A 26685-nucleotide genomic window follows, 5' to 3' on the forward strand; every position below is an offset into this window, starting at 1 on the left:
CGACGACGAGGGGCGCCTACACAGCGCGCATGAGCCCCGGAACGTGAGCGAGCAGCTCCCGCGCCAGAAATCCTAGCGGACCCTGGCGTTCAGCGCAGCGACGACCTGCCTCGCCGTGGAGCCAAACCGCCCACAACGTGGCGCTCAGAGCATCCGTACCGCGCGCGACAAGGCCTGCTGCTATGCCAGCCATCACGTCGCCCGAACCTCCCGTGGCGAGCCCGACCCCGCCTCCCGAGTAGGCATAGAGCCGGCCTGATGGGGCGGCGACAAGACTCGTCGCGCCTTTCAGCACGCAAACCCCCCAAACCGTTCGGCAGCCGTCCTCACCGCGCCCGGCCGGTCGCGCTCGATATCGTCGATCCCACACTCGAGCATCCCCGCCAACTCGCCGGCGTGGGGGGTCAGGATCACCGGATGCTCGCGATCGTGCACCGCGCGGGTCCGCAACGGAGGCAGGCAAGTCAGCGCGGCGGCATCGAGCACAACCGGGGTTTGGCAAGTCTCCGAGGCCAGGATCCGATCCACGATCGCCCCCGCGGCACCGATGCTGGCGATCGCCGGGCCGACGACGATGCCATCGTTGCGTTCAAGAAGCTCATCCAAGGCGGCGCCGGCGCCGGGACCGATCTCACCGTCGTCATCCTCCGGCAAACCGTAAACGCCGACCTCGGGCATCGCCACACCCAGCGGCATGGCGGCCGATTCGATCGTCGCCACGCGCACCTTGCCAGCACCCGCGCGCAGCGCGCCCTCTGCCGTCAGGCGGATGCCCCCGGGCACCGTTCGGCAGCCGCCGATCGCCAGGACCCGGCCGCGCTCGTTCTTGTCGGCGTGATCGCCCGGCTGGGGGAGGGGATTCTCGCGCAGCCAAGTGGAATCGAGCGGGATGACATTGTGCTCAGCCACGCGCGGCGACCATCTTGTCGGGCGCGGCGGTGATCGGGGTCGCTTCCTCCTCCATCGGCGCGGTGACGTTGTAACGCGCGAGGACAAGGTTGCCATCGCGCCCCGCGGCGGGATCGAAACGATATTCGGTGATCGCGCAGTTCGCCACATCGCCCCGGGCGTCGATCGCCAGCACTTCGGCTTCGGAGAGATTCTCGATGACATAGCGCAGGCACAGCACCACCACCTGATGCGCCACGATCATGACCCGCCGGCCCGCGAAGTGGAGCGAAATCGTGTCCATCAACGCTCGTAGGCGAAAAATCACGTCGACCCACGATTCGCCTCCCGGCGGGCGATGATAGAACTTGCCGAGGATCTCGCGAAACCTCGCCTGGTCCGGCTGCATTTCGACAATCCCCCTGCGGGTCAACCCGTCGAGGATGCCGAATTCTTTCTCGCGCAGCCTCTCGTCAAGGCAGATGCGTTCCTCGGGCGGGCATCCTCCCGCGTTGCGGAACACCTCGGCGGTCTCCACTGCGCGGACATAAGGCGAGGCCAGCATGATTTCCGGGCGGCCGTCCTCGTGAGCGGCGGCGAACCAACTGCCCAACGCGGCGGCTTGCTCGCGCCCTAGCGCGGACAAGGGAACATCGACATCGCGGTGGGTCAACGAGATTTTCGCAAGCCCCGCCTCATCGGCGGCGTCGCGCGCCAGGTTTCCCGCGCTCTGGCCGTGCCGCACCACCCAAAGAACTGCGGGCCAGCGGGTTGAAGTGGTCCGGTGTTTATCCATTGGCTGCTGAACGAAAGCGCTGACGTTGGGGTTCCCATAGCTGGCCTGAGGTACCGGACTGGACCGGGCTGGAGCGACGGGGGGCACGGCCAAGAGGGCGCAGTTCACGACCTCAAACGTTCTGCCTGAAAGCTGTGGGGACTTTGGCCTTGCGCAGTTGGCTGCGGACTTTGGTCAGAAGCGGGCATGATCTCAAGAGGTGGTGAACGGAAGGGCGGCCTACCGCCGGAGCGACCTCTAGAAGTGGTCAGGCCGAGATCGGCCCAAGGCTGCCGTGGACTGTCTACGGGCGTGGCTGAACTCTTAGCTCGGATTCCCGCTCGCGGCGGACCTCACCACGCCAGCCAGAACGGTTCCGTCCCGGCGGTAACGCCGCCGAGATGCCGGACGTCCTGACCAGGCTCGAGGCGGAAGCTGGGAATCCGGGCGAACCACTCCTCGAGCAGGATCTTGATCTCCTGGCGGGCCAGGAACTGCCCTGGACAAATGTGGGCGCCGGCTCCGAACGTGACCTGCTTCTTGATCGTGCGGTCCATCTCGATCGCGAACGGGCATACATAACTGCGCACCTGCTGTTGCCCCGCCTTGACCGGTGGGCTGGGGCGGAGAATATGGGCGACGGCTGGATGCGAGCCGAGGGGAACGCCATGACGCGCTTCGGTTTCGTGCGCGACGCCATCACGTCGCAAAATTCCTGGCGGCGCGGCGCGATGGTCCTGCTTCTCGCCATGGGCACCGCGACCGCGGTGCGCTGGGGACTGGGCGTCGCCGCCGATCCAGTACCATTCGTCACCTACTTTCCCGCGGTCGTGCTGTGCACCCTGTTTGCGGGCTGGAGGTTTGGCCTTGCCAGTGTCCTGATCGCCGCCGCGATTGCCAACTGGGGCTTTCTCGACGAACCCGTCCATGCCCGATCGACCGTCCAAGCGGCAGTCATGACCGCCCTGTTCTTCTCGTCGTGCCTTCTCTTGGTGGCGACTACCGAAGCTCTGCGACAGACGCTCGCGCAAATGGCGGCCGCTCAGCGCCGATCTGAATTTCTAATGCGTGAGTTGCGCCACCGGGTTCGCAACACGCTGACGATTGTGCAGGCAATGGCGCAGCAATCTGCGCGAAGCGATCCAACTCAGTTCATCCCGGTGTTTTCCAAGCGCTTGTCCGCCCTGGCAAACGCTCATGATGTCATGTTCGATGACCCAGAGGGTGGATGCGATCTCGCTTCAATTATTGAGAAGGGCTGCGCCGCTTTCCACGAGGCGGGTAACTTCGCCATTGACGGGCCCAAGTGCTGCGTGCCTGACGAGGTTTGTGTTCCTCTGTCGCTTGCTCTCCACGAGCTGTGCACGAACGCACTTAAATATGGCGCGCTTTCCGTGCCAGCCGGCCGGGTACACGTGAACTGGACTCCGCCTGTTGACGGCAAGACGACCCTGGTGTGGGAAGAAACCGGCGGCCCCGAGGTCAAGCCGCCCACACGCAGCGGGATGGGATCCGCATTGCTGTCTTCGCCCGAGATAGGAAAAGCGGATCTGCAGTATCATCCTCGTGGGGTTCGTTGCGTAATGATGCTCAAAGTGAAGGATCAAGCTCAGGCCCTGTCACACAAGCCTTCACCGCCTCCTCGAGTTGAGCCATCCGATAGGGCTTCTTCAGGAACTTTGAGCCCGGGAGCAGCTCACCAAAAGATCCCGCGAATCCACTGACGTAGACAACACCAAGCTGCGGCAAAATTTGTCGGGCCTGGCTTGCCAAGGACCACCCGTCCAACTTGCCCGGCATCCGGATATCTGTGACGAGGACGTCAAAAGGCTCTCCCGCTGTGAGATGCGCAAAAGCGGCATCGCCGTTCTCGGCGACGACAACATCATGGCCTAGCTCGGCGAGGTCCTCTTCGGCCGCCATGCGCACGAGCGCTTCATCCTCGACGAGCAGAACCCGTGCCATTTACCCTCCCACCGAAGATCCCGCTTGTGCGACCATCCGGGGCAGGAACAACCGTACTCGCGTTCCTGTTCCAGGATCAGATTCGATCTTGAGCGAGCCGCCCAGCTGCTCGACCATTCCATATACCTGGCTGAGGCCCAAGCCCGTTCCTTGCCCGACCGGCTTCGTCGTGAAGAAAGGCTCGGTCGCGCGTTCGAGCGTTTCTGCATCCATCCCCACACCGTTGTCCGATATGCGCAGCTCCACGCATTCGGGATGCTCGTCTTCGTGCACCGAGATCTGCAGCAGGCCTCCATCGGGCATAGCATCACGAGCGTTGATCGCTAGGTTCAGCAATGCGTTTTGCAGCTGAGTTTGGTCTATCTCCACGTGTGGGTCATCGTCACTCGGGGCGAAGGAAATTTGCACATTTTGCCCAACTGCCTTCTCCATGAGGGGCGCTGCTTCCGCAACCAGTGCGTTTAACGAAACGGCGATCGGCGTGAGCGGTTGGCGCCTTGCGAAAGCGAGCAGTTGGTCGGTAAGCTCCGCAGCGCGCTGGGCACCGAGCGTTGCGTTGGCAAGCGCCCGCCGCACCGCGGGATCGTCTTTGCCGGCGATGCGCTCCGCGCGATCGAGGTTGGCCAGTACCACCTGAAGCAAGTTGTTGAAGTCGTGCGCGACGCCACCGGTAATCCGACCAATCACCTCAAGTTTTTGCGAATGACGTAGCATTTCGGCGGTCCGCTCCCGTTCGGCGGATTCCGCTACCAAGCGCTCGTTGACCGCACGCAGTTGAGCTGGAGAAGGTATCGCTACCAGCTTGGGTAGTAAGGGAATGAGGAGTGCCGCGGTGCCAATCGAGGCGAGCGCAGTGATCATCTTGACGACGGCTTCGACGCCATAAGCCGGCACCCACAGGACATATATACTAAGCAGGTGAGTGGTCCCGCAGGCCAGGATAAAAGTGGCGAACAAACCCAGGATCCAGCCGAACTCAATGTCTGGACGTGCCTTGAGGAGGCGCCACAGCACGAGAGGTATCGAGAAGTACGCCAGTGCGATGACAGCATCCGAGGCCACATGCGTCCAGATCAGAGACGGGTCCCATAACAAGCAATAGCCATGGGGTGGCAGACCTCGCATCCCAAGAAATCGGCTTGCCATCTCGAGCATGTGATCATCTCCGCAATCGTTCCACGCGCCCGCCAAGTAGGTGTGCTCGCCGGGTATTCGCTATGGGATAGACCGCGCTTGAGGCTGGGGGCGAGATAAATAGCGCTAGCGTCGGAAAGGATTGGCCCGAAAGTTCAGACCCAAGGTCTGAAGGGCGCTGAACCGATGCGAACAGTGCGATCAGGAGAACGACCGACGCGTTGTCTGCCGGGCAGCCATCGCCGCCGACGACCTGCAGGCGGTTATGCGGCGACTGGCGTCATTCCGGCGCCCGAGGCTAGCATTGTCTATGACTCGATAAATTGGGTTGTGACCCCCTCATGACGCTATCCGGCTTCCGGCATAGGTAATCTCCCAGTGCGCGGGTGCATCTCGATTTAATCTCGCCATTGCAGGAGGATGCCCGGGGAGCGGGTGCCGTGGGTTATTCAAGCCATCAGACGCTCGCTAGCGCTGCATTGGATGCAGTGCCGCAAATCGTTTGGACCACCGATCCGGCCGGCGTTTGCACTCTGTTGAACGAGCAGTGGTACACATTTACCGGCATTGACAGGTCAAACGACACCAGCAAATCGTGGACCGAAGCTGTCCACCCTGACGACCTTGAACAGCTGCTCGCCGTTTGGTCCGACGCCCTTTCAAGCAAGTCGGATTTCGAGACTCAGTTCCGGCTGAGGGCCGCTGACGACAGCTACAAGTGGGTGCTCGCGCGGGCAAAGGCGCGATTGATCGATAACCAGGTCGTGGAATGGTGCGGCATATGCACCGATGTCGACGATCGTATCAGGGCACGGGAGGAAGCCAGCCGCAACGAAATCCTGTATCGCAGCATCGTCCAGGCAAGTGCCGACTGTATCAAGATCATCGACCTCCACGGGGCAATTCAGTTTATAAACGAACCCGGCGTTGACGCGTGCGAATTTGATCACGCGTCGGACGTGCTGGGGCGTCAGTGGAGTGAGCTCTGGCCCCCGGATTGCCGCGATATGATCCGGGCCGCACTCGACGGTGCTGTCGCAGGCGAGAGTATCCGCTGTTCAGGATATTGTCCGACAGCCAAGGAAACGCCAAAATGGTGGGACGTTTCGGTGACGCCGGTGCGAAACAGGGCAGGGGATATAGTGCAGATCCTCGCGATCTCGCGCGACCTTACGCGGCAACGGCACGCCTCGGAGCAACTGCGATGGGCAAGCGAACACGATGCGCTTACCGAATTGCCCAACCGGCGCTCTTTTGAGGGTCGCCTTCAGGCCGCCGTCCTCAGGGCAATGGAATCGGGCGGCACCGTTGGGCTGCTTTTGGTCGACCTGGATCACTTCAAGCACGTCAACGATTCGCTCGGCCATCTCGCCGGTGACCGCTTGCTCAAGATTCTCGCCCGCAGACTTCGTGACGCCCTTCGCGCCAGCGATTTTGTAGCACGGTTGGGCGGAGACGAATTCGCCGTGATCATCGAGCAGTGCGGGGTGGCCGATGAGCTGTGTAAGATCGGCGAGGCGATCCTTCAGCGGCTCAAAGACCGCGTGAGGATCGGAGAGCGGGAGATAAGCTCGGGGGCGAGCATCGGTGGCGCCGTTTTTCCTGGCGATGCAACCTCAGCCAACGAGCTTCTCGCCCATGCCGATATAGCATTGTATTCGCTAAAGGAATCGGGTCGTGGCGGGACGAAGATGTTTCATCAACGCATGCGCGAACAGGCGCGGCTGGTGTCTTCGCAATTAAGTCTGGCGAGAAGCGCCATTACCCGCGAGACGGTCGACCCCTACTATCAGCAGAAGATCAACCTGGTCACCGGAGAGATCGCCGGCTTTGAGGCCTTGCTGCGCTGGCGACACGCAACCCAGGGTATCCAGCTTCCTCACACTGTGGCCGAAGCTTTCAAGGACTATGAACTCGCCACCTCGATCGGGGAGCACATGCAACACCGGGTGTTCGGTGACATCCGCGCCTGGCTCGAACACGATGTTCCAATTGGTGTCGTGGCGATCAACGCGGCGCCGGCAGAATTCCTGCGCGACGATTTTGCGGAGCGATTGCTTGATCGCCTAGGGCAATACAGTGTTGCGCCGCATCGCATCGAACTTGAGGTCACCGAGCATGTCTTCGTCGCGAGCGCGTCGAACTATGTAGAGCGCGCGCTGAAGCTGCTCTCACGCGCCGGGGTTCGAATAGCTCTAGATGATTTTGGCACCGGCTATTCGTCGTTGTCGCATCTGCGTGATTTTCCGGTCGATGTCGTCAAGATCGATCGTTCTTTTATCGAGCGCATGTCAGATGATCGCGAGGTGTGCGCCATTGTGAAGGCGGTTATCGATCTCGCGGCGAGCCTAAATCTCGAAGTGGTGGCCGAGGGTATCGAGACCGAGGAGCAGAGGCGTCAATTGGCGGACCTGGGCTGTCAGTATGGCCAGGGGTACCTTTTCGGCAGGGCGGTCCAGTCGAGCCGGGTGCGGCGCATCTTGAAGAATTCCGTACGCGATCGGCGGGACTGCGCGGCCCTGGCGCCGTCCCGCTTACTGAAGCGAGCTTGACCAGACGTGTCAAACGTCAGCGAAATAGGCCTGACTTCGCTTCTTTACGTCAGCAGAAGCACTTTGGACGTGAATGGCGATCAGGCGAGCGTTGGCGAGATCGTCAGCGAGGCGATTGAGCGTAATAAACTACTCCTGGTCACGGGTGCCTTGTTCTACACCGGATTGCATTTCGCGCAATTTCTTGAGGGACCGCGAAGGTCAGTCGAAAGCTTGATGGCCAGTATCTCGAAGGATACTCGCCATCACCATGTCACGGTTGTCGCGCACAAGCAGGTCCCGCGTCGCAGGTTCCCTGAGTGGGCGATGGCCTACGCTGGTTCGAACCCATTCCTCGATCGTCAGATGAAGGCATTGCTTAGCCCTCTCACCGCAGAGCCCGAACGCTGCAGATTGATGTCGGAGCTCGGGGAGGATGCGGAACGACGGCTCGGCGCCGCGGCATTACAAGGGCGTTGATCGCGTCAACGCTGAAAAAACGTGCCTGGATCGACCTCAGGCCCTCGAGCCTGCATGGTGTCGCGGGGCGTGGAAGTGCCTCTCGTGGCTGAGGGATGAGGGACAATCGCGTGACCCTCCGCGAGGGATTGATTCACCCCTCGTGGCGCCCGCACGGCGATGCGAACTCATCTTGCGTCGGTCGGCGGGGCTTCACTTTAGTCGACTTGGCTCCCGACGATCATGGTGGCGCGGGTCCTGGGGTCCAGAAGAGTTGCTGTTTTTTTTTAAGAATTGCGCCTCCGGTTCCCCCATCTGGCGTCATATGGTAAGCAGGCGTCGCGAATTGCGAAGCGGCGCGTGTCCGGTGGCCGTAGCGGGGGGTGGCCTGCAAACCACAATTGGACTTTGAAAGTGCCAATAGACGATCCTGCGGGGGCCAACCCTACGACAATCGCCTCCGGCGACACCCTGAGGTCGGTCGCCGAGCTTCTGGTTAGGCTGGCCGATTCGATGGACTCCATGAACTATGTTCACGATGTCCCACTTGATTCCGCAGCGGCAGAACAAGATCATCTGGTGCTTCGAATCTGGGCTGAAGCAGAATACAGCGGACGCCGACGGCGCGCCGATTTCCTGCCGGCGCACCTATTGGGCGAGCCAGGGTGGGATATCTTGCTTCACCTGTTTGTGCAGGAGTCGCGACAACAGAAGATGACGGTCGCGCAGGCTTGCGATGCCTCGGGCGTCCCGCGCCCAACCGCGCTACGGTGGGTACGGATATTGGAGGAGCACGGACTCTTGACCCGATCGATACCCGCAAACGATGATGAGGCGAGCCAACTCCAGCTGACCTCACCGGGCCTGCTGTCCGTATCAAAGTGGCTTCGTTACCGCGCAGCATTGCCGAATTAGGCGCGGCGGCGACAAAATGCATCAAATCAGGGCAGTCTCGCTCTATTCGTACCTCGATGTTGCCAGCCTAGTCGGAATCGATGGATACCGCTTGCTTAGGTCAGCGGGCATCTCGCCCCTCGATTTGGAGGATCCCCAGGTTCGCTTGCCCGCGACCGCAGCGATTACCCTGCTGGAGAGATCAGCGAAGCTGTCGGGCTGCGACAGCTTCGGAATTCGGATGGCACAATGCCGGTCATTTGCAAGCCTGGGGCCGATCAGCCTATTGCTCGAACGACTGGGCACTGTGGGGGAGGTCCTCACAACCATGTCAGCCTCGCCGCGCATTCTCAGTGACGTACTTCGTGTTTCAACAGAAGCAGCCGACGGGGTGGTCGCAGCATCCTTCGAGGTGGCTCATCCCCTCAGTCAACCACAAGCGGCTGATCTCACGATCGGGCTCGGGTTCGTCGCGTTGGTCGGAGCCTCGCATGGGAGGTGGCACCCTGAAGCCATTCATTTCACGCATGGCGCGCCAAGGGACCGACAGTTCTTCGAGCAGTTTTTTCGAGCGGATCTTGCCTTCGACAGCGCCTTCAATGGATTTTCATTTGATTCGGGGGCGCTGGCGACCCCACTCCCGCTGGCTGACAAAGCCATGGCTGACAACGCCCGCAGGCTACTTGACGCGTTAGATCTCCCCGCTGTTTCCTGCACCGTCTCCGATCATGCGCGGCATACGATAGCGCTTCTGCTTCCTGCTGGCCGTTCGACACTGGATGCCGTCGCCCACAATCTCAACAGGAGTGGGCGGGTCCTGCAACGGCAACTTCACGCAGAAGGCCACACGTTCGTGGAGTTGCTCCGCCAAGTGCGTCGTGACTTGGCGCTGCGCTACATCGCTCGATCTTCGCAGAGCCTGACCGTGATTTCGGAAAGCCTGGGATATTCCACAATCGGGTCCTTCACCCGATGGTTTCATGACGAGTTCGGAATGCCCCCAAGTGCCTGGCGAAAGGCAAAGCAGGAGTTGCCCCAACCGCCTCCGACCTGGAAGGTTTAGGTGGTATCAACTGCTAACTGAGCAGTGCATATTGCGAAGCAGCGACAGTCAAAGTGCGGCAAGCCGGGTTATCCCCGCCAGCGGGCGCAGAGGCGGGACCGAGGGGTGATCCTTCGGGTCGCGGAGCTGACCGTTTTGAAAGTGACCTCTAACGTCGCGTTGCGGTCTCTGCGCCCGACCAGCCAATTTGGGCCCGGGATCGTGCCCCACCTCGTGGTGTAGGTTGGTTGACGTAGTCGCAGCGATCCGAGGCCAAGCCGGATTTTATCATGCCGCCATGGCTGGCAACCTGATGATGGTGTTATTGCTTAATCCCAAGGCGCCTTCCAGCATTATGTAGCGGCAACGCTGAACGGCCCACTCGTCATTCTGTTCGAGCAGGATCGCGCCGACGAGACGGGTTATGGCCTCCTCGTTGGGGAAGATGCCGACGACATCGGTGCGCCGCTTGATTTCGCCATTGAGGCGCTCAATGGGATTGTTGGAGTGCAGCTTGGTGCGATGCTGCGCGGGGAAGGTCATGTAGGCCAGCACATCGTCCTCGGCGCTGTCCATCAGGGCAGCCAGCTTGGGCACGGTCGGCCTGAGCTGATCAGCCACACTGCGCTGCTGGGCCTTGGCGGTCTCGGGTGTTTCCTGGGCGAAGGCGGTGGGAACGCGTCCTCGAAAGTCCGCTGCGTCACTGAGTTGAACGACTATCGAACACTGCGGCGTCGCAGTCGTCGCGCACGATGGCATGGGTCACGCCGCTACGTCTGGAATAGCCCGGCAAGTCACGGCTGATAGTTTCCAAAGCCGCACCTAAGTCGAATATTTCCATAGTCGAGAGGGTCCGTTCAACCTTCATCCACTCTATTCGATAGCTCACGGTCATCGGATTCCTCGCCCACAGACTTAGACGCGCGGAAGCACGACGGGTTCCACGCGATAGGCCCAGGGCCGAGTACAAGTGCTTCGAATCGAAGCCAGCGAGCGTATCTCACTCCTAATCTTGCATCTCGCATGGTTCGGCCAGCATCGCTCAGTGTCCCAGGAGTGATCTACCCGCACACCTCCGAAATCGCCCCGGTCTTTCTTTGCTGGGGAACCTGACCGACGCTCGTGCGTCCAGCAAGTGTTCGACCTCTGCCGCGGTTGAACTGTCCGGCCTAACGTCGCTGTCTGGCCGGCGCTTGCGACGGCGGCTGAGGTTCGCGAAACACCTCAGCCGCTTTCGCATGTGGTGGCAAGACCGATGCCGTTCATTGTTATCGATGCCCAAGGCAATCCTCTATGCGACGACGCGGGCGACCGGATCGTGCTGCCCACGTACGAAGAAGCATTGCGCTGGATTAGACCTGGCGAACAGGTTGTGCCCTACCTGGATCGGCGGCGTAAAAGGCCTTCGTGCATCCGTTAAGACCAATGCCCGGCGCCAGGTTTCGGCTCCGTTCGTGGGCGCTAGCCGTCAACTCGGTTGGTGAGATGCCAACCTGCTGTGGATTAAGCTCGGTTCAGCCGTCGCCACGCTCTGTCGGCCCCGCTTCTCTAGCGGCGACCTAGTCGCGTCCATGTTAACCTGCGCATATCGGAACGCCAGCAATGGCGGGCGGGACTTCGGGTCAAGTGGGGCCCGTCCTATTTAGCGATAGCATGACGCGCCCCTCTCGCTAGGCCCGATCGTCGTTCGCGTTTTCACTGATATCCGGCGGAGCCGATCGGTTGTCGCACCAAGGCATCGTGTGGTCACCGTTGCGACAGAGATGTTCGGAAATCAACAGACCGGCGATCAAGAATGCAGCGACCAGCGCCGCGAGGATGAGTGCGGTAGACATAAGGGCTTTCCCTCGGCGGGAGCACTCCAGTGTCTCTCAGTCACCGAAAAGTCTCGATAAGGGTCGGCGATGCCGTGGTATGCGCCTTTATTTCGCGAAGCCTAATCCGGCTACGGTCTGCGGGTTTTCACGGGGCAGCTGCCCGGTCGTTCAACAGGCTGGCGAGGGCAGTGATGAGCTGGGCCTCGACGAACGGTTTCTGGATCATCACGCTGTCTGGAACGCCTTGGGCGGTGTGGTCGATCCCGCTGTCACCCGATATGAACACGACCGGGAGGCCGGCGCTGCGCTCGCGTGCCAAACGAGCAAGCTCCCAACCCGACAAACCTTCACCAAGGCGAATGTCGGAAACGAGCGCACTTACTGTATCGATGCTGTCGCGGATTGCCGCCTCGGCTTCATCAGGATTGCGAGCTAGGATCACTTCGAACCCGGCGTCGTTGAGGGCCTCCTCAACGAATATCGCGACGAGCGGTTCGTCTTCGAACAGCATGACTTTTATCGCAGGTTCCATGAATCCCCCTCCCTGAGGATACAGGCGCAACGCTCGAAGCTTCAGTAAGGTCCGTTAAGGCGCGGATCACTGCCCCAGGGCCAAAGCAGAGGTGACCGACAGGACGGCCATCAGTCGGCGCGGCTCACTTCCGCGATTGCCCTGGCAGCGAATTGCGGGCACCGTCGACGGCCGCTCAGTGATGTCCGAGGAGCACCTCGGCAGATGATTCATGCCAAAGAGATGCGCGCCAGCAGCCATCAGCGCCGCGGGTTTAACACAACGCCTGCTCGCAGCTCGAGCGCCCGGAACGGGGCGGGCACCAGAATGGCCGCGCTTGCCAGATTGCATTTGGATCGGACGAGGAGCAAACGGCCCCGTTGCCACCTTCAGCGAGGGGCCGAATGTGTCGTAGCTTCCAGGGTTTCGGTGACGGCGCCTTTGTCGGCGGGTGCCGTCCTCACCGCAACTGACTATCCTTGCTGCCCCGGCGGTTGATGTGGGAGTGGATCACCGCCTTATCGCGTAGCCCCTGGCATGCTACGCAGGTGCGCACACCGGGCAATGCTTCTCGCCGACGAACAGGGATGGCCTCGCCACATTCTTCACAATGCTCGAGCCCCTCGCCAGCGGGCATCCGCGCGCGAGCTCCGCGAACGGCGTCGTTCACGGTGTCATCAATCTGATCCTGAACTGCACCGTCGCGTGACCATCCACCGGCCATATCAGCGTCCTCACGTGTTCCTGAGCGCGACGTGGGAATGCAAGGATCACAGTTCAATGATTGGCTGTGACCGGCGAGAAGGAACAACCAAACTGAAGTGAACCAACGTCGGCTGTCAGGCCTGCTCAAACACCCCCGACGGTCTTGGGGGTGCTTACACAGCCGTTGGCTCGCCCGACGGTAAGCTTTCCCGACCATAGCTCCCGAAACCGGGCAGGCGGAAGATGACCCATGCCCGCCGTCGTTGATCTGGGTTCTATGTCCGCATGGGGGTGGGACCGGCCAGCGACTGGCTGCGCTTTTCAATCGCCGGCACCTTCGTTTTCGCTGCCTATCCGGGCGCGATCGGGCCTGACAGGTTCGCACGCCAAAATCGGCGGTTACAATCACCTAGCTAGCACTAGGAGGAGTTTCAGCGTCAAATTCCCAATGTCCAAGCGCCGCTTCGATCATCGCCGACCACACCCGTCCATCGCCCGCCGATGCCATCGGCTCGTCTGGCTCGCGGAGGGTCTTGAGAACCGCAATGGCGTCGTCCGTGTGGGCTTCCCATTCCATATCGACAGCTTCAGCGGCAGACGGATCGCCGCCCTTGGCATTGGAGCTGAGGCGCTGCCCAGCCAACACGCGGGCGATCCGCTCAATGGCGGTTCGTTCGGAGACTGGCACGACCTATCCGTTCATCTGGCTAGCGGCTTCATCAAGCGCCGCGCGATTGTTGCCGTGCTCGGAAATGAGCTGCTGAGCCTGCTCGACCGAGATGCCGTGCTGCTCTGCGAAGTCGCGGAATTCGTAATCTTGCCCGCCTGACACGCGGCTGCGATCCTGCTCACCGGTATTGGTCTTGTCGTCGGCCATGATGGATCTCCTTCACGGCCACGACGCTCGACGCTAGCTAACGGTTCCAACGCCGAAACCCCTACAGCGTATTTCTGCTAAATCCCTGCGTGGCCGTGAGGTTTGGACTAGGAGAAACTTCGGCGCCGCTAGGTGGGTAGGCCTCGAACTGCTTCTAGACTTCCTTAATTTTAGTGGCCTAGCCAGTCTCGATGCGCGTGAAGCCCAGCCAAGACCCACTCGTGCTTGCAGCAAGCGCCCTGGCCGGGGCGCTCGTGCTCGGCGGAACCCTGGCCTACATGCACTCCTCGCCGGAAAGACTGAAACGCTTTCGCGAAGGCGGCGAGCGCGTTGCGCGGCAGAGTGCAGAAGCAAAGCGGCAGCGTGACCTGGACCGGCGGCTACGCCAACTGCACGAGGAGTATTTTTCAACCGGCGCTGGGGCAGACATCCTGGCCAAGCGGGCCTTTGACATCGCCCCGGTGGGGCGACCCTTTGCCGACGCCGTGCGTTACAGCCCCAGCTTGAACGCCTACAGCTATGGGGAGGGCTTCCTGAGCCGTGACCAGGATGCGCAGTTTGAATATTCCTATGACGGACACGACGCAGTTGGGCGCTGGCAACTTGATATCCGGGACCAGCGGATCGGTGGGGGCATTGCCAAACCCGAAGCAAGACTGACCATATATTGCCCACAGGGGCAAGGCTTGCTCGAACCGGCTGAACGCTGCGCGATCCGGAGACTCCTAGGCACACCCACGTCGCGTATTGCCGAAGTCAGGTTTGTTCGCTCTGACTTTCGGGCGATCGAAGAGGAAATATGGCAGCAGCACCTAGCGCAGATGGGGGAACAGGGCGCGAGCGCTTAATCGACCGCTCCTGTCGATCATCGCAAAGCAATATTCATACGAGCCCCAATTAAGCATTTGGCAAAAAGGGAGGTCTAAGGGGAGACGCAACGAGGGGGGCGAATGGACGTGCACGATCAAACCTTCAGCCAGGCGACCGACCTCTTCGGCAGAGCGGTCCGCAGCGTCAATTTTGTCTTGGACAATTGGGCGGGTTGGCTAGTCGTTGGCGCGTTGGTCTGGCTCGCACTGCGCGTCCGCTCGCGTCATGAACTGCTCGGGCAGCTCGACGAACGCTGCGAGGCGGCCTTTGCCGACATCGACGCGCTGATGGCAGAGCGTCATGGCTTGATCCCTAACCTGGTCGAAACGGTCAAGGCCTTCGCGGTTCAGGAACACAGAGTGCTCCAGGACGTGATCGAAGCGCGAGCACGAGCCATGGCGACCGCCGGCAATGCCCGGCTCGAGGCCGAAGTTCAGATCGGCCAATCGCTCAACAGCCTGTGGGCTATCTCGGAGAACTATCCGCAGCTCGCCAGTTCGGGCCATTTCGCTGACCTGCGCCGTGAACTGACCAGGATCGAGGAAAAGGTCACCGCGAGCCGCAAGTTCTACAACCTGACGGTCGAGGAAATGAACTCGGTTCGCCGTGCCTTCCCGGGCAATGTGATCGCGATGTTCACGAAGCTTGGCGAGCATGAGAAGTTCTCGCTCGGTGATAAGCGGGCCACTTACGCTGAACCTGTCAAAGTCACATTCTAAGGTCTGAGACTGCGAGATGTCCGACCCCGGGTTCGTCATGCATGTGCGCGCCGCCAGACGCAACGTCGCCTGGATGGTCGCTGCCTATATTCTAGCCTTCCAGATGGTCGGAGGCCTCGCCGGCCTTCTGTTCATTGGCATATGGGACCCCGAAAACACTATCCTCGCCAACCCTCTTGGATATTTCGCGCGCTACGGGTTTCCCATGGCCTTGATTGCTGCCGCCGTCTTTGCCTCGCTCTACTTTCGTCATGCGGAGACGATCGCCAAGGCGCTGGCCGTCGATTCAGCGTCGGCGTTGAAGGACCGGCGCTTTCTGTCGATCGCCGAGCAACAGTGCGTCGCACAGGGAATTCGCGCACCGCGCTTTGGTGTCCTCGAAGTTCCCCAGCTCAACGCGCTGGCTGTTGGCGAGGGCCCCGAGCGCGGATTGATCGCGGTAACCCGAGGGTTGCTTGACCACTGCGACGACGAAGAGCTGGCCGCAGTCCTCGCACACGAGGCTGCTCATATCCGCAATGGCGACACCCGCATTCTGGCGGCCAACCATGCGCTCATGCGCACCGCGGTCGGCTTGCAAGTCAACAATCCGCTTCGGTTCGAGGACTGGAGAATACTGGCCCTGCCTCTCCTCTTGCCTCCGTTCATGGTCATCATGCTGGCCAGCGGCTTCATCACGATGATTTCCATGCGGATTGCACGTCAGGCGAGGCGCGGGATAAACCTGTCACGGGATTTCGCGGCAGACGCGGCAGCAGTGCGAGCCACGCACTTTCCGGACGCCCTCATCTCCGCACTTCACAAGGTCGGGGGACGTAGCGCGTTCTCGGACGCGGGCAAGTGGGAAGACATCCTGTTCGACGGCAAGAGTGCCGGCGACGGTGGCTGTCATCCCGAGGTCAACGAGCGCATCGCTGCGCTTCACCAGCTGGCCGGCTCGATGCTCGACCCTGCCAGGGTTCGGCGGGACTCGCGCCCAAGTGAACCACCTTCGCGCGCAGCGGCGACATTCGGACGTCGCGGCCTCACCGCCGAGAACGCCTTGGCTATGCGCGCGCGTCACCTGGTTGTCGCCGAGATTGCGCCGCCACCGCCGAAACCCAAGCCTGCCCGCCTCAGCCAGAAACAGCTGAACCGGCTACTCTTCAGTGATTTCAAGGCCTACAAAGCTTACCTCGCCGCGTGGAGCGACTATTCGGAATGGCGCGAGACCGACGATCGCGACTTGTTCGGCCTTCGCCCAGAAATGCGGCTGCCGGTCGCCGCATGCTTTGCGTTTCTGCTGGTGTTCCATTGGCCGAGCGACGGTAATTTCTACAAGTTCGCATACAAGTTCAGCCCTCGAGCGTGGGCGGATGTAGGCGTGGCCATGCAGGGAACACACTGCAGCGGCCCGAGCTATCCGGACGGAAAATGTACGTGAGAACTGCCGGACAATCTGCAGTTTGAGATCAGCGACTGTGGTCAGGCCCGACGTAATCGGGATCGCCATTTGAAAGGGGAATGACGAATGAGGTGGATCGCGACGTTCGCCCTGGGCTTGGCTCTGTCGGCTTGCGGGGGGAGGGCAGGAGGTTTCGCAGCGCGTGGAAAACACGCCCGCGCAAGTCATGGCGCCGCTCCTCGACGCCTCGCCAAGCGATGCCGGCCAATTTGTTTCCGGCCTTAAAGTCGTGATGTCGCGCCCCAGCGATAACGATGTCCTCTATACGATGCCCGGCGACGGAACCGCTGATGCTGCGACGATCCGCTTTCGCCTTAGCCCCCTCGACAACGGGAGCGCGACGCAGGTGCAGGCGTTCGTCGATGTTCCGCCGATCACGGCTGTCGTTGGCGGCAAAAAGCTGATGCTCAGCGAAGCGAAGGTTGCCGCCGAAGTGCGTGACATCCTCGAGGCGCTCGCCAAGAACTCGTCGTCGGCTTCGACCCACACCAGGCTGTCCCAAGTCCTCGCCGCGCTCGCCATCTGCACGGACTCAAAAATCCGCGAGGAGGCTACCAAGCTCGCAAGCGGTTCCTCGTCGCCGATGTCCCGGATGCTCGATGGCGACAGCTACGGCGAGGGCGACGAGGTCAAGGCACCGGACGATCTTGCCCCAGTCGAGGATAACGATCCGACGGAGTTCGACACGCCGATCGATGAGAGCAACCGCTATGCCGAAGACGTGTAGCCGTTGGAACCCATGCGCTCGTGGCAGTCTGGCGACACTCGGCGTCGCGCGCATTTGCCAAACTACGGGTGCGTCGGTGTCCGTGATGAGAAAAGGTGCCGAATCTGGCGGGGTAGATTAGCGGGGCGGTGGCCTCTTTGGAGGAAGCGCGCTTCAGTCGAGACCGGCCCCTTGCAGCTTTGGGCCGATCTTGCCAGACGTCTCCCGTGGGCGCGCGAGCCAGCATAGCGAGGAGTTTTGTGGGTCGTCTCGAAAGGTTGGGTCTGGCAGCTCTCGCAAGTGTGGGCCTCGTGGCGATCCCAGCGATTGCAGCGGGGTATGCCACCCCGGGTTCCAGTTTCGCGATTGTCGGCCAAGTTGTCGCGGGTGACGCTGAGTTGACCGCGAAGAACAATGGTACGCTGACCGAACTGAAGGCGCGGCCCGTCTCCGCGGTGACGCTCGGGGCGGCTATCCCGTCCGCAACCTCCGAGCTGTTCGGCGCCAAGGCCGACGCGCCTTTCGACACGACGCGCACCCTCTACGGGTGGCCCGAGCGCCCAGGGCTCTACTGCGACCTGCTGCGCACTCGTGGGCTCGGCCTTTCGACGGCTTGCCTGCGCGACGTCGACAACGATGGTCGCTTCGATGAAGGACGCCGCTTCGATTTCAACAGCGGTTTCGGTGATCTGTTGGGCATCACCCCGTCGGGCAAGATCATTGGCGTGCGTACCACAGCCAGGCCTTTGCCGGTGCCTCTCCCGCAGCCGGTCCCCTACACCGTCGGCAACGTCCCCAGTGAGGTTACCGGCCGACTGGCGCTCAAGTGGCGCAAGATCAATTTGGCAGACACTGCTGCCGCGCAGCTATGGCTCACAACCCCGGATAATTACACGGGCACAGAGGGACTTTCCGAACAAGTCGTGCAGTTTCCCTTCACGCGCGCCCCCCTCGATGTCGAACTCTACGGCATCAAGCTGCGCGTCCTTGGCTTCGACGAAAAAGGCGCGATGCGCTATCGATTGGTGGAGATCCGAGACGGCACCATGGTGCCGCTAAAATTCCGGGGATACACTTTCCGGATCATGATTATCTAGGACGGGCTGAAATCGCCAATTTCCAAAGTCGGACCGTAAGCTGCCCAGCGGCAATCGCCGGGCTCAGTCCGGAACCGGCCACGCGGCAATCGGCGCAAGTCTGACCATTCAAAGGAGAGTCGTTGAACTGTACTCGACTGCCGCATACGACCTTGATTGCACTAATTGCCGTCAACCCTGTGTTAGCCGCGGGCCAGATAAACGGCCTGCGGAGCCATATATTCCAGGAGGCCGTCCAGACCATTTTCGACGCCCAGGCCGCTGTTCTTGCGGCCTCCGAATGCCGTATCGGGCCGTAGCATTAGGTTCTGATTGATCCAGACGGTTCCGGTCTCGATACTCCGGGCGATCTCAAGTGCCTTGTCGGTATCCTTTGACCATACCGCGCCAGCCAAGCCATACTCACTGTCGTTTACGCGCTCGATCACCTCATCGATCTCAGTAAAACGGAGCATTGGCAGGATCGGGCCGAACGCCTCTTCCTGTACGACGCGCGCATTTTCGGGCGGATTATCTACGATCGTCAGAGGTATGAAGTAGCCTCCGTTGTTTGGAACCTCGCCGCCATGGAGCAGCGTAAGATTGGCGTTCCGCGCATCCTCGAGCAGTTCGCTCACCCGACGGTACTGGCGTTCGTTCTGGATCGGCCCCAGCACGGTCCCCTGTTCTGATCCATCCCCAACCTTGGTTCGCTGCGCGATCGCGACGAGCCGATCGCGCAGGTCATCGTAAATGCTGTCGTGGACATACAGCCGCTTGGTCGCAACGCAGATCTGCGATGTGTTGAAGAAGGCGCCGAAGAAAATCTTTTCCGCCACCTCGTCCAAATCGACGTCGGGCATGACAATCGCCGCGTCATTTCCGCCCAGCTCCAAGGTGACTCGTTTGAGATCCTTGGCAGCCGATTCCATGACACGTTTGCCGGTGGCGCTCGATCCGGTGAACGAAATTTTGTCGAAGCCCGGGTGGGCCGTCATGAGCGGGCCCAGCGCGTCCCCTCCCGAAATGACATTCAATACGCCGGCGGGAAGAATTTCCGCGAAGATCTGGCCGATGCGCAACGTGCAAAGCGGCGTGAACGGCGAGGGTTTGAGGACGATGGTATTGCCAGCCACCAATGCCGGCGCCACTTTCCACATCGCCAAGCTGACCGGGAAGTTCCACGGCGAGATCGCGCAGATCACGCCGAGGGGGACATAGCGAGTTTCCACGAGCTGGGCGGCGGAATCCTCGGACACATGAATCGGTGGAGCCATCTGCGCTACAGCGTGCATCCAAAGGCCTGCCCCCGCGATCTCCTGCTCCGCGGCGCCAACCGGACGCCCCTGTTCCTGAGTAAATAGGCGACTGAGCTCGGGCGCATTCTCGATAAGCCGCGTGCCGGCCTTTCGAACGAGGGCTTGGCGTTCCTCGAGCGGGACTTTGCGCCAGGTCGTGAATGCCTGGCGCGCGGCCGCTACCGCCTGGTCCAGTTGGGCGGCGGAGCAATCGGGCGCCTGCGCGAAAACGCGCCCGGTCGCCGGATTGACGACGCTGATCCAGCTGTCTGCCCGAGCCGGCGCACCGTTTATGGTCATGACGTAATCGTCGGTCACGCAAATCTCCTGTCCATTGGAAGCTCGATCTCCAGCATCGCCGGCAACGCTAACGAGCGAATACCGATTTGCTGCGCGGATCGACCACTGGCTAATTCGCCCAACAGGCCGCAGCTCGGCAGAGATCGCGCACTTATGACCGCTATCGGCCCTCACACCCATTTGCAATCCATCCGCTGCACATTTCATACAGTTGTAGCAAAAATGAGAGTTTTGGAGTAGACGGCCGCGGCCTAATCCGGCGATCAGCAAGTGAATAATCGAACCGTCGTCCACTCGAGGGAGAACGGGTCAAAAACCACGAAACGTAGCTGGGGGATGGAACATGGCCTACGCACAGACTGGTCGCAAAATACGTAAGGCAGGACTGCTGTATGGAGGCGCTGCGCTAGCCGCTTTTGCAACCTCGGTTCAGGAAACCCGAGCCCAGAGCACGGATATCATAGTTACAGCGAGGAAAACCGAAGAACGGCTTCAGGACGTTCCAGTGGCGGTGACTGCGTTCACAGGCGAAACGTTCGAGAACGCCGGTCTCACCCAGTTTGCCGACATCGCCCGGCTTACGCCCAATTTTAACATCCGGCCGAGTGGCGCGACGGGCGATCTGTTCGCAGGGCTAACCATTCGCGGCCAAACCGCCGGATTCATTACGCTGAACGCCGATCAGGCGGTCGGGATCAATATCAACGGCGCGCCAATCACTCGCGGCACCAGCCTGTTCACGCATCTGTTCGATGTCGAGCGGATCGAGGTTCTCAAGGGTCCGCAGGGCACCTTGTTCGGGAAGAATACCACCGGCGGCGTCGTCAATGTGGTAACAAAGGGGCCCGACCTCGACCGTTTTGGCGGCTATGCGAAATTCACCTATGGATCGTTCGAGCGCACCGAAGCGGAACTGGTCGCGAATTTGCCGCTGGTGGAGGACAAGATCGGGGTTCGTGTGGGAACGGCTCTCACGCACCGCGATGGCTTCGGCCGAGGCGGGGCGGGCCTCGCGCTCACTGGCCGGGAACTGGCCGACGACGATGAGATTTTCGTGCGCGGGTCGCTACTGTTCAGGCCAGGCGAAGCACTCTCGGTCCGCGTCAACGCCGACTATCACACGGTCGACGAGTCGACCTCGATCTTTCGCTCACTGCGCTCGGCGCTGGGTGGCTTCATTGCCCTAAAATCGATCAACCCCGACATCTACGTCGGCAACGATTTCCGCGCCGACCGGCCCTTTGTCCGCTCCAACGAATTCAACCTGAACGGAACGATAGAAGTCGATCTGGGAGCTGCCACGCTCTCCTCGATCACCAGCTATCGCACGCAGGATTCGCTCACCTTGGTTCAGAGCGCCCCGAGCACGGCCGTGCTGCTTGGACAGCAATCTGACCTTTATGCGCAGGAACTACGGCTCGCCGGCATCGCTGTGGACGGCCGGCTCAAATGGCAGGTAGGCGCTTTCTATTCAGACGAGTCCGGCGTCGATATCGACGTGCTTAAAGGCTTTTCTCTCGACACCACCACCGCTGCATCGAACAAGGGCTGGTCGGTTTTCACGCAGGACAGCTTCGCGCTGACCGACACGCTCACGCTCACCGGTGGCGTCCGCTACACGCATGAAAAACGTCGTGTGCGGTCGCTCGTTTTCACGCAGGCGAACAAGGCGAGCTTCGACGGGGTATCGTGGCTTGTCGGTCTTGATTTCAAGCCCAACAGCGACACGCTGCTCTATGCCAATGTCTCGCGAGGTTTCAGAAGCGGCGCGATCGATCAGGACAACATTGCGACCATCGTCCAACCCGAGTTCGTCCTGAACTACGAAGTCGGCCTCAAGGCCGAGCTGTTCGACAGGCGTGTGCGGTTCAATTCGGCAGCCTTCTATAGCGATTACACCGATATTCAGCGGACCTCCTTCGATCCCAACAGCCCGGTACCCGTAACCGTCCTGCGCAACGCCGCTCAGGCCACTATCTGGGGGTTCGAAGGCGAGTTGAATGCTGTCCCCGTCGCAGGCCTGACGCTGGGAGCGACGGTCGGATACACCAACGCCAAATTCGACAAGTTCCTCGACGACAACGGCCAGGGCGTCGTAATCGACCGGTCGGACGATCCGATCGGGGGGCCCAGATGGCAGCTTAGCGCAAGTGGTCGATATGAGTTTGACATATCGTCAGTCGCCAAGGCCGGCCTGCAGGCGAACTACTTCTGGATCGGCAAGGCCATCCTCGCGGGACCTTCGGTCGCGGCGGTGCTTGCACCGGGCGAAGCGATCCTCAATTCGTACGGTCTGCTCAATGCCCAGATCGATTTGGACATCGCGGATCTCGGCGGCAATCTGGGCGGACTCAACATCGCCCTGTTCGGGACAAACATCCTCGACAAAGAATATTATGCGGGTGGAATTGCGCTGGCTTTGTTCGGAGGGGTTTCGAATCGGATCGTCGGCGAACCTCGCCAATGGGGTATTCGGATCACAAAGGAGTTTTGACGCGAGCATCTATGAGTCTTGCGCGGTGACCAATCGGAGATGACATGAAGACGGGCCTGGAACTGGACACGCGGTCGAAGCTGCTGAAGGCAGCAGTATCGATCTTCGGAAAATATGGCTTCGCTGGCGCCTCGGTTCGGCAGATTGCCGACGTGGCCGGGGTCAACCATGGTTCGATCAAATACCACTATTCGTCCAAGCGCGACCTGTGGTGCGCCACCGTTTCGTACCTCTACGACCTGATGGAAAACGCCGTGATGGCGAATTCGCACCGGTGGGGTGAGATGACGCCTCGCGAACGAATCATCGATTCAACCAGAAATTATGTTCGCTTCAGCGCGGCGTATCCGGAGCTACAGCGGATAATACTGTTTGAAACGATACTCGAAAGTGAACGGGGAGAATGGCTCAGCGATAATTTCATTCGACCCTTTACCGACCGGGCTATCAACTTTACCGCCCTTGCTCAAGAGCAGGGCGTCTATTCCGATAAAGTCCCGGCCATGAATCTTTACTACATCAGCCAGGCCGCGAGCCGTTCATTGTTCGTCATGGCAGCGGATATTCAACGCAACTTCGGTGTCGATGTTTTCGAGGAATCGGAGATCGAACGCCATATCGATGCCATTGTCGAGTTGCTCGTCCTGCCCGAGCGCGAAGCAGCAGACGCGCCCCGCGCCGGAGGCGGTCGAAACAGGCCCGCAAATCCGCCGCGCAAGCCGCACAAAATTTGAAACGAGGCCCATGGCGCAGGCCGGTCTCGCCGACTTTCCAAGGAACCAACGATGCTGGATGTGGTGATCAAAGGCGGCAACCTCGTCGATGGCCTGGGCGGCAAACCGCAATTGGGTGACGTTGGCATAAAGGATGGAATCATCGTCGAGGTGGGGGGCGGATTACCAGCACGTCCCGTGAAACGCTTGACGCGACCGGCGCCTGCGTGACGCCGGGCTACATCGATGTGCATACCCATTACGATGGTCAGGTGTGCTGGGACGATCAGCTCGACCCCTCCGCGAGCCACGGCGTCACGACGGTTGTGATGGGCAATTGCGGGGTCGGTTTCGCCCCAGTACCCCGCGGCGGAGAGCACGATCTGATAGGGGTGATGGAAGGGGTGGAAGATATCCCCGGGACCGCGCTCTATGAGGGGGTCGATTGGGGTTGTTGGGAAACGTTTCCGGAGTATCTCGACTATCTGGCGAGCCGCCATTACGCACTCGATATTGCGGCACAAATCCCCCACGCGGCATTGCGCAACTACGTGATGGGCGAACGCGGTCGGGCCAATGAGCCGGCCACCCAGTCCGACATGTTGACGATGGCGCGGCTGGTCGAGGAAGCGCTCGCCGCGGGAGCGGCAGGCGTTTCCACATCGCGAACCATCGGGCACCGCGGCACCGACGGGTTCCCCATTCCCGGAACCTTTGCGCAGGAGGAGGAAGTCCTCCTCATAGCCGCCGCAATGAACAAGAGCGGCAAGGGCACATTCGAGTTGATACCCGCCGGCACCGTTGGCGATCTCAAGGTTCTGGGCGGTGAGCAGACTACGCTGCAGGATGAGGTTTCGCTCATGCAGCGCGTCTCGCAAGTGAGCGGGCGTCCGGTCACGTTCACTCTGCTGCAGCTGCACGAATCGCCCAGTTCGTGGCGTGAGGTGCTGGACCGGGTGACCGCGATCAATGGCGCCGGTGGTCGACTGTTTCCCCAGGTGGCGTCGCGCCCGATCGGGCTCGTCACCAGCCTGGCCACTTATCACATGTTCGAGAGGCGCGAGACCTACCTCAAGTTGGCCGACTTGCCCTTCGAACAAAAGCTCGCGGAGATGCGGAGGCCCGATGTGCGGGCGGCCATTCTCGGCGACCGCGACATTCCCAGTGGCGCGTCGGGGATGATGGCCAACGCGCACATGATCTTTCGAGGATCGAGCAAGCGGCTTGTTCGAGTTGAACCAGCCCATCAATTATGAACCGACCCCCGATCAGAGCTTCTTCGAAAAGGCTCGGCGCGCGGGCCTCGACGAGCAGGAATTCATGTACGACTTCCTCACCTCGCAAGGGGGAAGAAGGTTCGCCATCATGCTCGGCAGCAACTTTGTCGAGCACAACTTCGACGTGATCCGCGAAATGCTTGTTCATTCCGAAACGGTAATCGGCCTCAGCGACGCGGGAGCGCATGTCAATTTGATCTTCGACGGCGTGGCGCCTACCTATCAGATGACCCATTGGGCCCGTGATCGATCACGCGGTGAGCGACTTCCTCTTGAATTTCTGGTCGCCAAGCAAACCAAGCGGAATGCCGACCTTTACGCGATGCATGACCGTGGATCGCTGGAAATTGGCAAGCGGGCCGACATCAACGTGATCGATTTTGAAAACCTGCGCCTCGGCAATCTGGAGGTGCGCAACGATTTGCCCGCCGGTGGGCAGCGCATCCTGCAACCGGCGAGCGGGTATTGCGCGACCTTCGTCAACGGCGTGCAGACTAGGCGCAACGACGAGGACACGGGGGCGAGGCCGGGCCGGTTGTGGCGCGCCTGATGCCGGGTCACACCAGACTGGAACTGGGCGGTCTGCTGGGGGTAATGTTGGCCAGCTTCACCGTTCCGTTGACGGTCGCCTACAACGTCGGGGCTATCGTCAGGGAGTTCGGCGCAAGCGTGGCTCAGGCGGGGGTCGTGGCGACCGCGCAGGGGCTGGGCACCGCGGTAGGGGCGCTTGCCGCCTCGCGCCTCGTTTCACGCGTGCGCTCTCGCCGGTTGTTCGTCTTGGGGTTGCTGGCCCTTGTCATCAGCAACGCACTCAGCAGCGTCGCGCCTGGTGTCCAATGGCTGACCGTTTTGCAGGCTACAGGAGGCATCGGAACGGGTGCCGTAGTGGCCGTCGTGATGGCGACGGCCGCGCGCACCGCGCGACCTGAGATGACCTATGGCCTTATCAACGGGAGCCTCGGCGCGCTCATCGTCGTTCTGGGCTTTGTCATGCCGCAAGTGATCGAGCTTGGCGGAGCCAAAGGCGCCTACCTGCTTTATGCCGGGATCGCCGCAGCGGGTCTGCTCGCGGCGATGGTCGCACCCGATATTACTTCAGGCCACGGATACGACTCTGACCATCGCCACCAGGCAGGGTTAGACTTTGAGCAAAAAAATCGCGTTGTGAGAGCAAGTTTTGTCGCGCTGACTGGCTTTGGGATTTTCTTCTTTGCTCAAGCTGGGGTGGGGGCGTTCGTCGAGCGTGTCGGAGCGGCGTCCGGGGTCGCGCTGACCTCGATCGGGCATGTCTTCGCCGTGGGTGGAGTTCTGACGATCGTCGGTCCGTTAATTGCAGGCTGGATAGGCGCTCGCTTTGGGGCAACGCTTCCGCTCATTTTGGTGACAGCATCCCTTTGCGGGGTTCTCTTCGGCCTGATGATCGTCAACTCGCCCCTGAGTTTCTTCATTTCGTCGCCGCTCTTCACGGTTCTGCCCGCAATTCTCATGCCCTCGTTCCTCGGAGCGCTGGCGGTGATCGACAGGACTGGGCAATCATCCGCCATGCAACCGGCGTTTGCCACGTTGGGCGGAGCCTTCGGGCCGCTTGCCGCGGGGATGATCGTGCAATGGGGCGGCTTCGACGCACTCGGTTGGTATTCGATCGCTATCTTTCTCGTTGGCTCGGTCCTGATGGCCACCGCGACCATGGGGGCGGATAAACAACGACCGCGTGACACATCCGACCTAATGGAGAGCCGAATTTAGCATCGCTCGCCCCATTTCGCTCCCGGTCAAATCAGAGGTCCGCTTCGTGCCGAGTTCGTCCAGAAGCTGCCCGTCCGAAGTTGGCCCCCAGCCTCCCGGACCTGGGCCAGGCGGAAAACTCTAGACCAGAGTGGTCCAAGGTTGGGTAGCAGTGCAAAAGCTGCCGGACTCTAATGCGTGCTGGTGGAAACTAGGGGGTCACGTCAGCGGTAGTAATTTTCAGCGCAAAGATGCGAACCGCCCTTGATGACCTTGCGGCCGATCTTGATCTCCGGGTGAAGTGGGTCGACGCTTCGTTTGCTCGTTCCCACTCGCGGATCTCTTCAGCGTGCAGCAGGTGCCGGGCCGGCCACGGCAAATTTCCGCGGTTGCGAGATGGAATGAACGGTGCATGCGCGAAGCCAGAAGCGCCAGCGCCCCGGCCTTCTCGCCCCGCTTCCGGTC

At 61.0% G+C, this 26685-nt stretch carries 26 protein-coding genes and 4 pseudogenes; 17 read left to right on the forward strand and 13 right to left on the reverse strand.

The window, feature by feature from the left end:
* Positions 1 to 16 precede the first annotated feature (16 nt).
* From GKE62_RS15730 to GKE62_RS15740, 3 genes and pseudogenes are all read right to left on the reverse strand, one after another.
* Positions 17 to 1005: pseudogene (locus GKE62_RS15730) on the reverse strand (NAD(P)H-hydrate dehydratase).
* Positions 902 to 1684 (reverse strand): histidine phosphatase family protein, encoded by a 783-nt coding sequence (locus tag GKE62_RS15735; RefSeq protein WP_154693053.1) that lies wholly within the window; start codon positions 1682 to 1684, stop codon positions 902 to 904. The pseudogene GKE62_RS15730 and the gene GKE62_RS15735 overlap by 104 nt, the downstream one beginning before the upstream one ends.
* Before the next feature lie 332 nt (positions 1685 to 2016).
* Entirely contained in the window at positions 2017 to 2253 is a 237-nt protein-coding gene (locus tag GKE62_RS15740; RefSeq protein ID WP_154693054.1) for a cytochrome P450, read from the reverse strand.
* Positions 2254 to 2727: 474 nt separating this feature from the next.
* Between GKE62_RS15740 and GKE62_RS19845 the strand changes: the two genes are divergently transcribed.
* Complete coding sequence (locus GKE62_RS19845) at positions 2728 to 3387, forward strand: sensor histidine kinase (RefSeq protein ID WP_370516107.1); 660 nt, start codon at positions 2728 to 2730, stop codon at positions 3385 to 3387.
* On the opposite strand, the pseudogene GKE62_RS19850 reads toward GKE62_RS19845, so the two are convergent.
* Positions 3356 to 3628, reverse strand: a pseudogene (locus GKE62_RS19850) (response regulator); the annotation flags it as partial. The gene GKE62_RS19845 and the pseudogene GKE62_RS19850 overlap by 32 nt on opposite strands.
* The gene (locus GKE62_RS15755) at positions 3629 to 4783 is read right to left on the reverse strand and encodes a sensor histidine kinase (protein WP_154693057.1); all 1155 of its coding nucleotides are present in this window, start codon (positions 4781 to 4783) and stop codon (positions 3629 to 3631) included.
* Positions 4784 to 5202: 419 nt separating this feature from the next.
* Here GKE62_RS15755 and GKE62_RS15760 point away from each other — a divergent pair, with 419 nt between their 5' ends.
* The 4 genes from GKE62_RS15760 to GKE62_RS15775 all read left to right on the forward strand — a co-directional run bounded on the left by GKE62_RS15760 (position 5203) and on the right by GKE62_RS15775 (position 9709).
* Complete coding sequence (locus GKE62_RS15760) at positions 5203 to 7314, forward strand: EAL domain-containing protein (RefSeq protein WP_195908462.1); 2112 nt, start codon at positions 5203 to 5205, stop codon at positions 7312 to 7314.
* A 6-nt stretch (positions 7315 to 7320) separates the two neighbouring features.
* Complete coding sequence (locus GKE62_RS15765) at positions 7321 to 7773, forward strand: BLUF domain-containing protein (protein WP_154693059.1); 453 nt, start codon at positions 7321 to 7323, stop codon at positions 7771 to 7773.
* Between the two features lie 693 nt (positions 7774 to 8466).
* Positions 8467 to 8667 (forward strand): helix-turn-helix domain-containing protein, encoded by a 201-nt coding sequence (locus tag GKE62_RS19855; protein WP_370516108.1) that lies wholly within the window; start codon positions 8467 to 8469, stop codon positions 8665 to 8667.
* A 16-nt stretch (positions 8668 to 8683) separates the two neighbouring features.
* Entirely contained in the window at positions 8684 to 9709 is a 1026-nt protein-coding gene (locus tag GKE62_RS15775) for an AraC family transcriptional regulator (RefSeq protein WP_154693061.1), read from the forward strand.
* 267 nt (positions 9710 to 9976) lie between these two features.
* Here the strand turns inward: GKE62_RS15775 and GKE62_RS15780 are convergent.
* The 7 genes and pseudogenes from GKE62_RS15780 to GKE62_RS15805 all read right to left on the reverse strand — a co-directional run.
* Positions 9977 to 10366: pseudogene (locus GKE62_RS15780) on the reverse strand (transposase); the annotation flags it as partial.
* A 22-nt stretch (positions 10367 to 10388) separates the two neighbouring features.
* On the reverse strand, positions 10389 to 10583 hold the full coding sequence (locus GKE62_RS18585; protein ID WP_195908722.1) for a hypothetical protein: 195 nt from the start codon (positions 10581 to 10583) through the stop codon (positions 10389 to 10391).
* Between the two features lie 775 nt (positions 10584 to 11358).
* Positions 11359 to 11523, reverse strand: a complete 165-nt coding sequence (locus GKE62_RS15785; protein WP_154693062.1) for a hypothetical protein — start codon at positions 11521 to 11523, stop codon at positions 11359 to 11361.
* A 127-nt stretch (positions 11524 to 11650) separates the two neighbouring features.
* A complete protein-coding gene (locus tag GKE62_RS15790; protein ID WP_230206750.1) occupies positions 11651 to 12016 on the reverse strand; it encodes a response regulator in 366 nt (121 codons plus the stop codon).
* 460 nt (positions 12017 to 12476) lie between these two features.
* Positions 12477 to 12740, reverse strand: a complete 264-nt coding sequence (locus GKE62_RS15795) for a DksA/TraR family C4-type zinc finger protein (RefSeq protein WP_154693063.1) — start codon at positions 12738 to 12740, stop codon at positions 12477 to 12479.
* 390 nt (positions 12741 to 13130) lie between these two features.
* Positions 13131 to 13409 carry a hypothetical protein gene (locus GKE62_RS15800; protein WP_154693064.1) on the reverse strand — a complete coding sequence of 93 codons (279 nt, stop codon included), beginning with the start codon at positions 13407 to 13409 and terminating at the stop codon, positions 13131 to 13133.
* A gap of 3 nt (positions 13410 to 13412) precedes the next feature.
* Positions 13413 to 13598 carry a DUF3606 domain-containing protein gene (locus tag GKE62_RS15805; protein ID WP_154693065.1) on the reverse strand — a complete coding sequence of 62 codons (186 nt, stop codon included), beginning with the start codon at positions 13596 to 13598 and terminating at the stop codon, positions 13413 to 13415.
* Between the two features lie 191 nt (positions 13599 to 13789).
* Between GKE62_RS15805 and GKE62_RS15810 the strand changes: the two genes are divergently transcribed.
* From GKE62_RS15810 to GKE62_RS15830, 5 genes are all read left to right on the forward strand, one after another.
* Complete coding sequence (locus tag GKE62_RS15810; protein ID WP_154693066.1) at positions 13790 to 14446, forward strand: hypothetical protein; 657 nt, start codon at positions 13790 to 13792, stop codon at positions 14444 to 14446.
* A 102-nt stretch (positions 14447 to 14548) separates the two neighbouring features.
* Positions 14549 to 15187, forward strand: a complete 639-nt coding sequence (locus GKE62_RS15815) for a LemA family protein (protein WP_154693067.1) — start codon at positions 14549 to 14551, stop codon at positions 15185 to 15187.
* Between the two features lie 16 nt (positions 15188 to 15203).
* Entirely contained in the window at positions 15204 to 16610 is a 1407-nt protein-coding gene (locus GKE62_RS15820; protein ID WP_154693068.1) for a M48 family metalloprotease, read from the forward strand.
* A 163-nt stretch (positions 16611 to 16773) separates the two neighbouring features.
* Complete coding sequence (locus GKE62_RS15825) at positions 16774 to 17358, forward strand: hypothetical protein (RefSeq protein ID WP_154693069.1); 585 nt, start codon at positions 16774 to 16776, stop codon at positions 17356 to 17358.
* 377 nt (positions 17359 to 17735) lie between these two features.
* The gene (locus GKE62_RS15830) at positions 17736 to 18434 is read left to right on the forward strand and encodes a hypothetical protein (RefSeq protein ID WP_230206751.1); all 699 of its coding nucleotides are present in this window, start codon (positions 17736 to 17738) and stop codon (positions 18432 to 18434) included.
* A 182-nt stretch (positions 18435 to 18616) separates the two neighbouring features.
* Here the strand turns inward: GKE62_RS15830 and GKE62_RS15835 are convergent, their stop codons facing one another.
* Complete coding sequence (locus tag GKE62_RS15835) at positions 18617 to 20029, reverse strand: aldehyde dehydrogenase family protein (RefSeq protein WP_230206752.1); 1413 nt, start codon at positions 20027 to 20029, stop codon at positions 18617 to 18619.
* A gap of 325 nt (positions 20030 to 20354) precedes the next feature.
* On the opposite strand from GKE62_RS15835, the pseudogene GKE62_RS19860 reads away from it, so the two are divergent.
* From GKE62_RS19860 to GKE62_RS15855, 7 genes and pseudogenes are all read left to right on the forward strand, one after another.
* Positions 20355 to 20774: pseudogene (locus GKE62_RS19860) on the forward strand (TonB-dependent receptor plug domain-containing protein); the annotation flags it as partial.
* 30 nt (positions 20775 to 20804) lie between these two features.
* A complete protein-coding gene (locus GKE62_RS15840) occupies positions 20805 to 22505 on the forward strand; it encodes a TonB-dependent receptor (RefSeq protein ID WP_230206753.1) in 1701 nt (566 codons plus the stop codon).
* A gap of 44 nt (positions 22506 to 22549) precedes the next feature.
* A complete protein-coding gene (locus tag GKE62_RS15845) occupies positions 22550 to 23239 on the forward strand; it encodes a TetR/AcrR family transcriptional regulator (RefSeq protein WP_154693072.1) in 690 nt (229 codons plus the stop codon).
* Positions 23240 to 23290: 51 nt separating this feature from the next.
* A complete protein-coding gene (locus GKE62_RS19185) occupies positions 23291 to 23449 on the forward strand; it encodes a hypothetical protein (RefSeq protein WP_230206754.1) in 159 nt (52 codons plus the stop codon).
* Positions 23446 to 24474 (forward strand): amidohydrolase family protein, encoded by a 1029-nt coding sequence (locus GKE62_RS19190; protein WP_230206755.1) that lies wholly within the window; start codon positions 23446 to 23448, stop codon positions 24472 to 24474. Before GKE62_RS19185 ends, GKE62_RS19190 begins: the two co-directional genes overlap by 4 nt.
* On the forward strand, positions 24452 to 25045 hold the full coding sequence (locus tag GKE62_RS19195; RefSeq protein ID WP_230206756.1) for an amidohydrolase family protein: 594 nt from the start codon (positions 24452 to 24454) through the stop codon (positions 25043 to 25045). The genes GKE62_RS19190 and GKE62_RS19195 overlap by 23 nt, the downstream gene beginning before the upstream one ends.
* The gene (locus tag GKE62_RS15855; protein ID WP_154693073.1) at positions 25045 to 26241 is read left to right on the forward strand and encodes an MFS transporter; all 1197 of its coding nucleotides are present in this window, start codon (positions 25045 to 25047) and stop codon (positions 26239 to 26241) included. Before GKE62_RS19195 ends, GKE62_RS15855 begins: the two co-directional genes overlap by 1 nt.
* Positions 26242 to 26685 lie beyond the last annotated feature (444 nt).

It is taken from the genome of Novosphingobium sp. Gsoil 351 (assembly GCF_009707465.1).
GTDB lineage: Bacteria > Pseudomonadota > Alphaproteobacteria > Sphingomonadales > Sphingomonadaceae > Novosphingobium.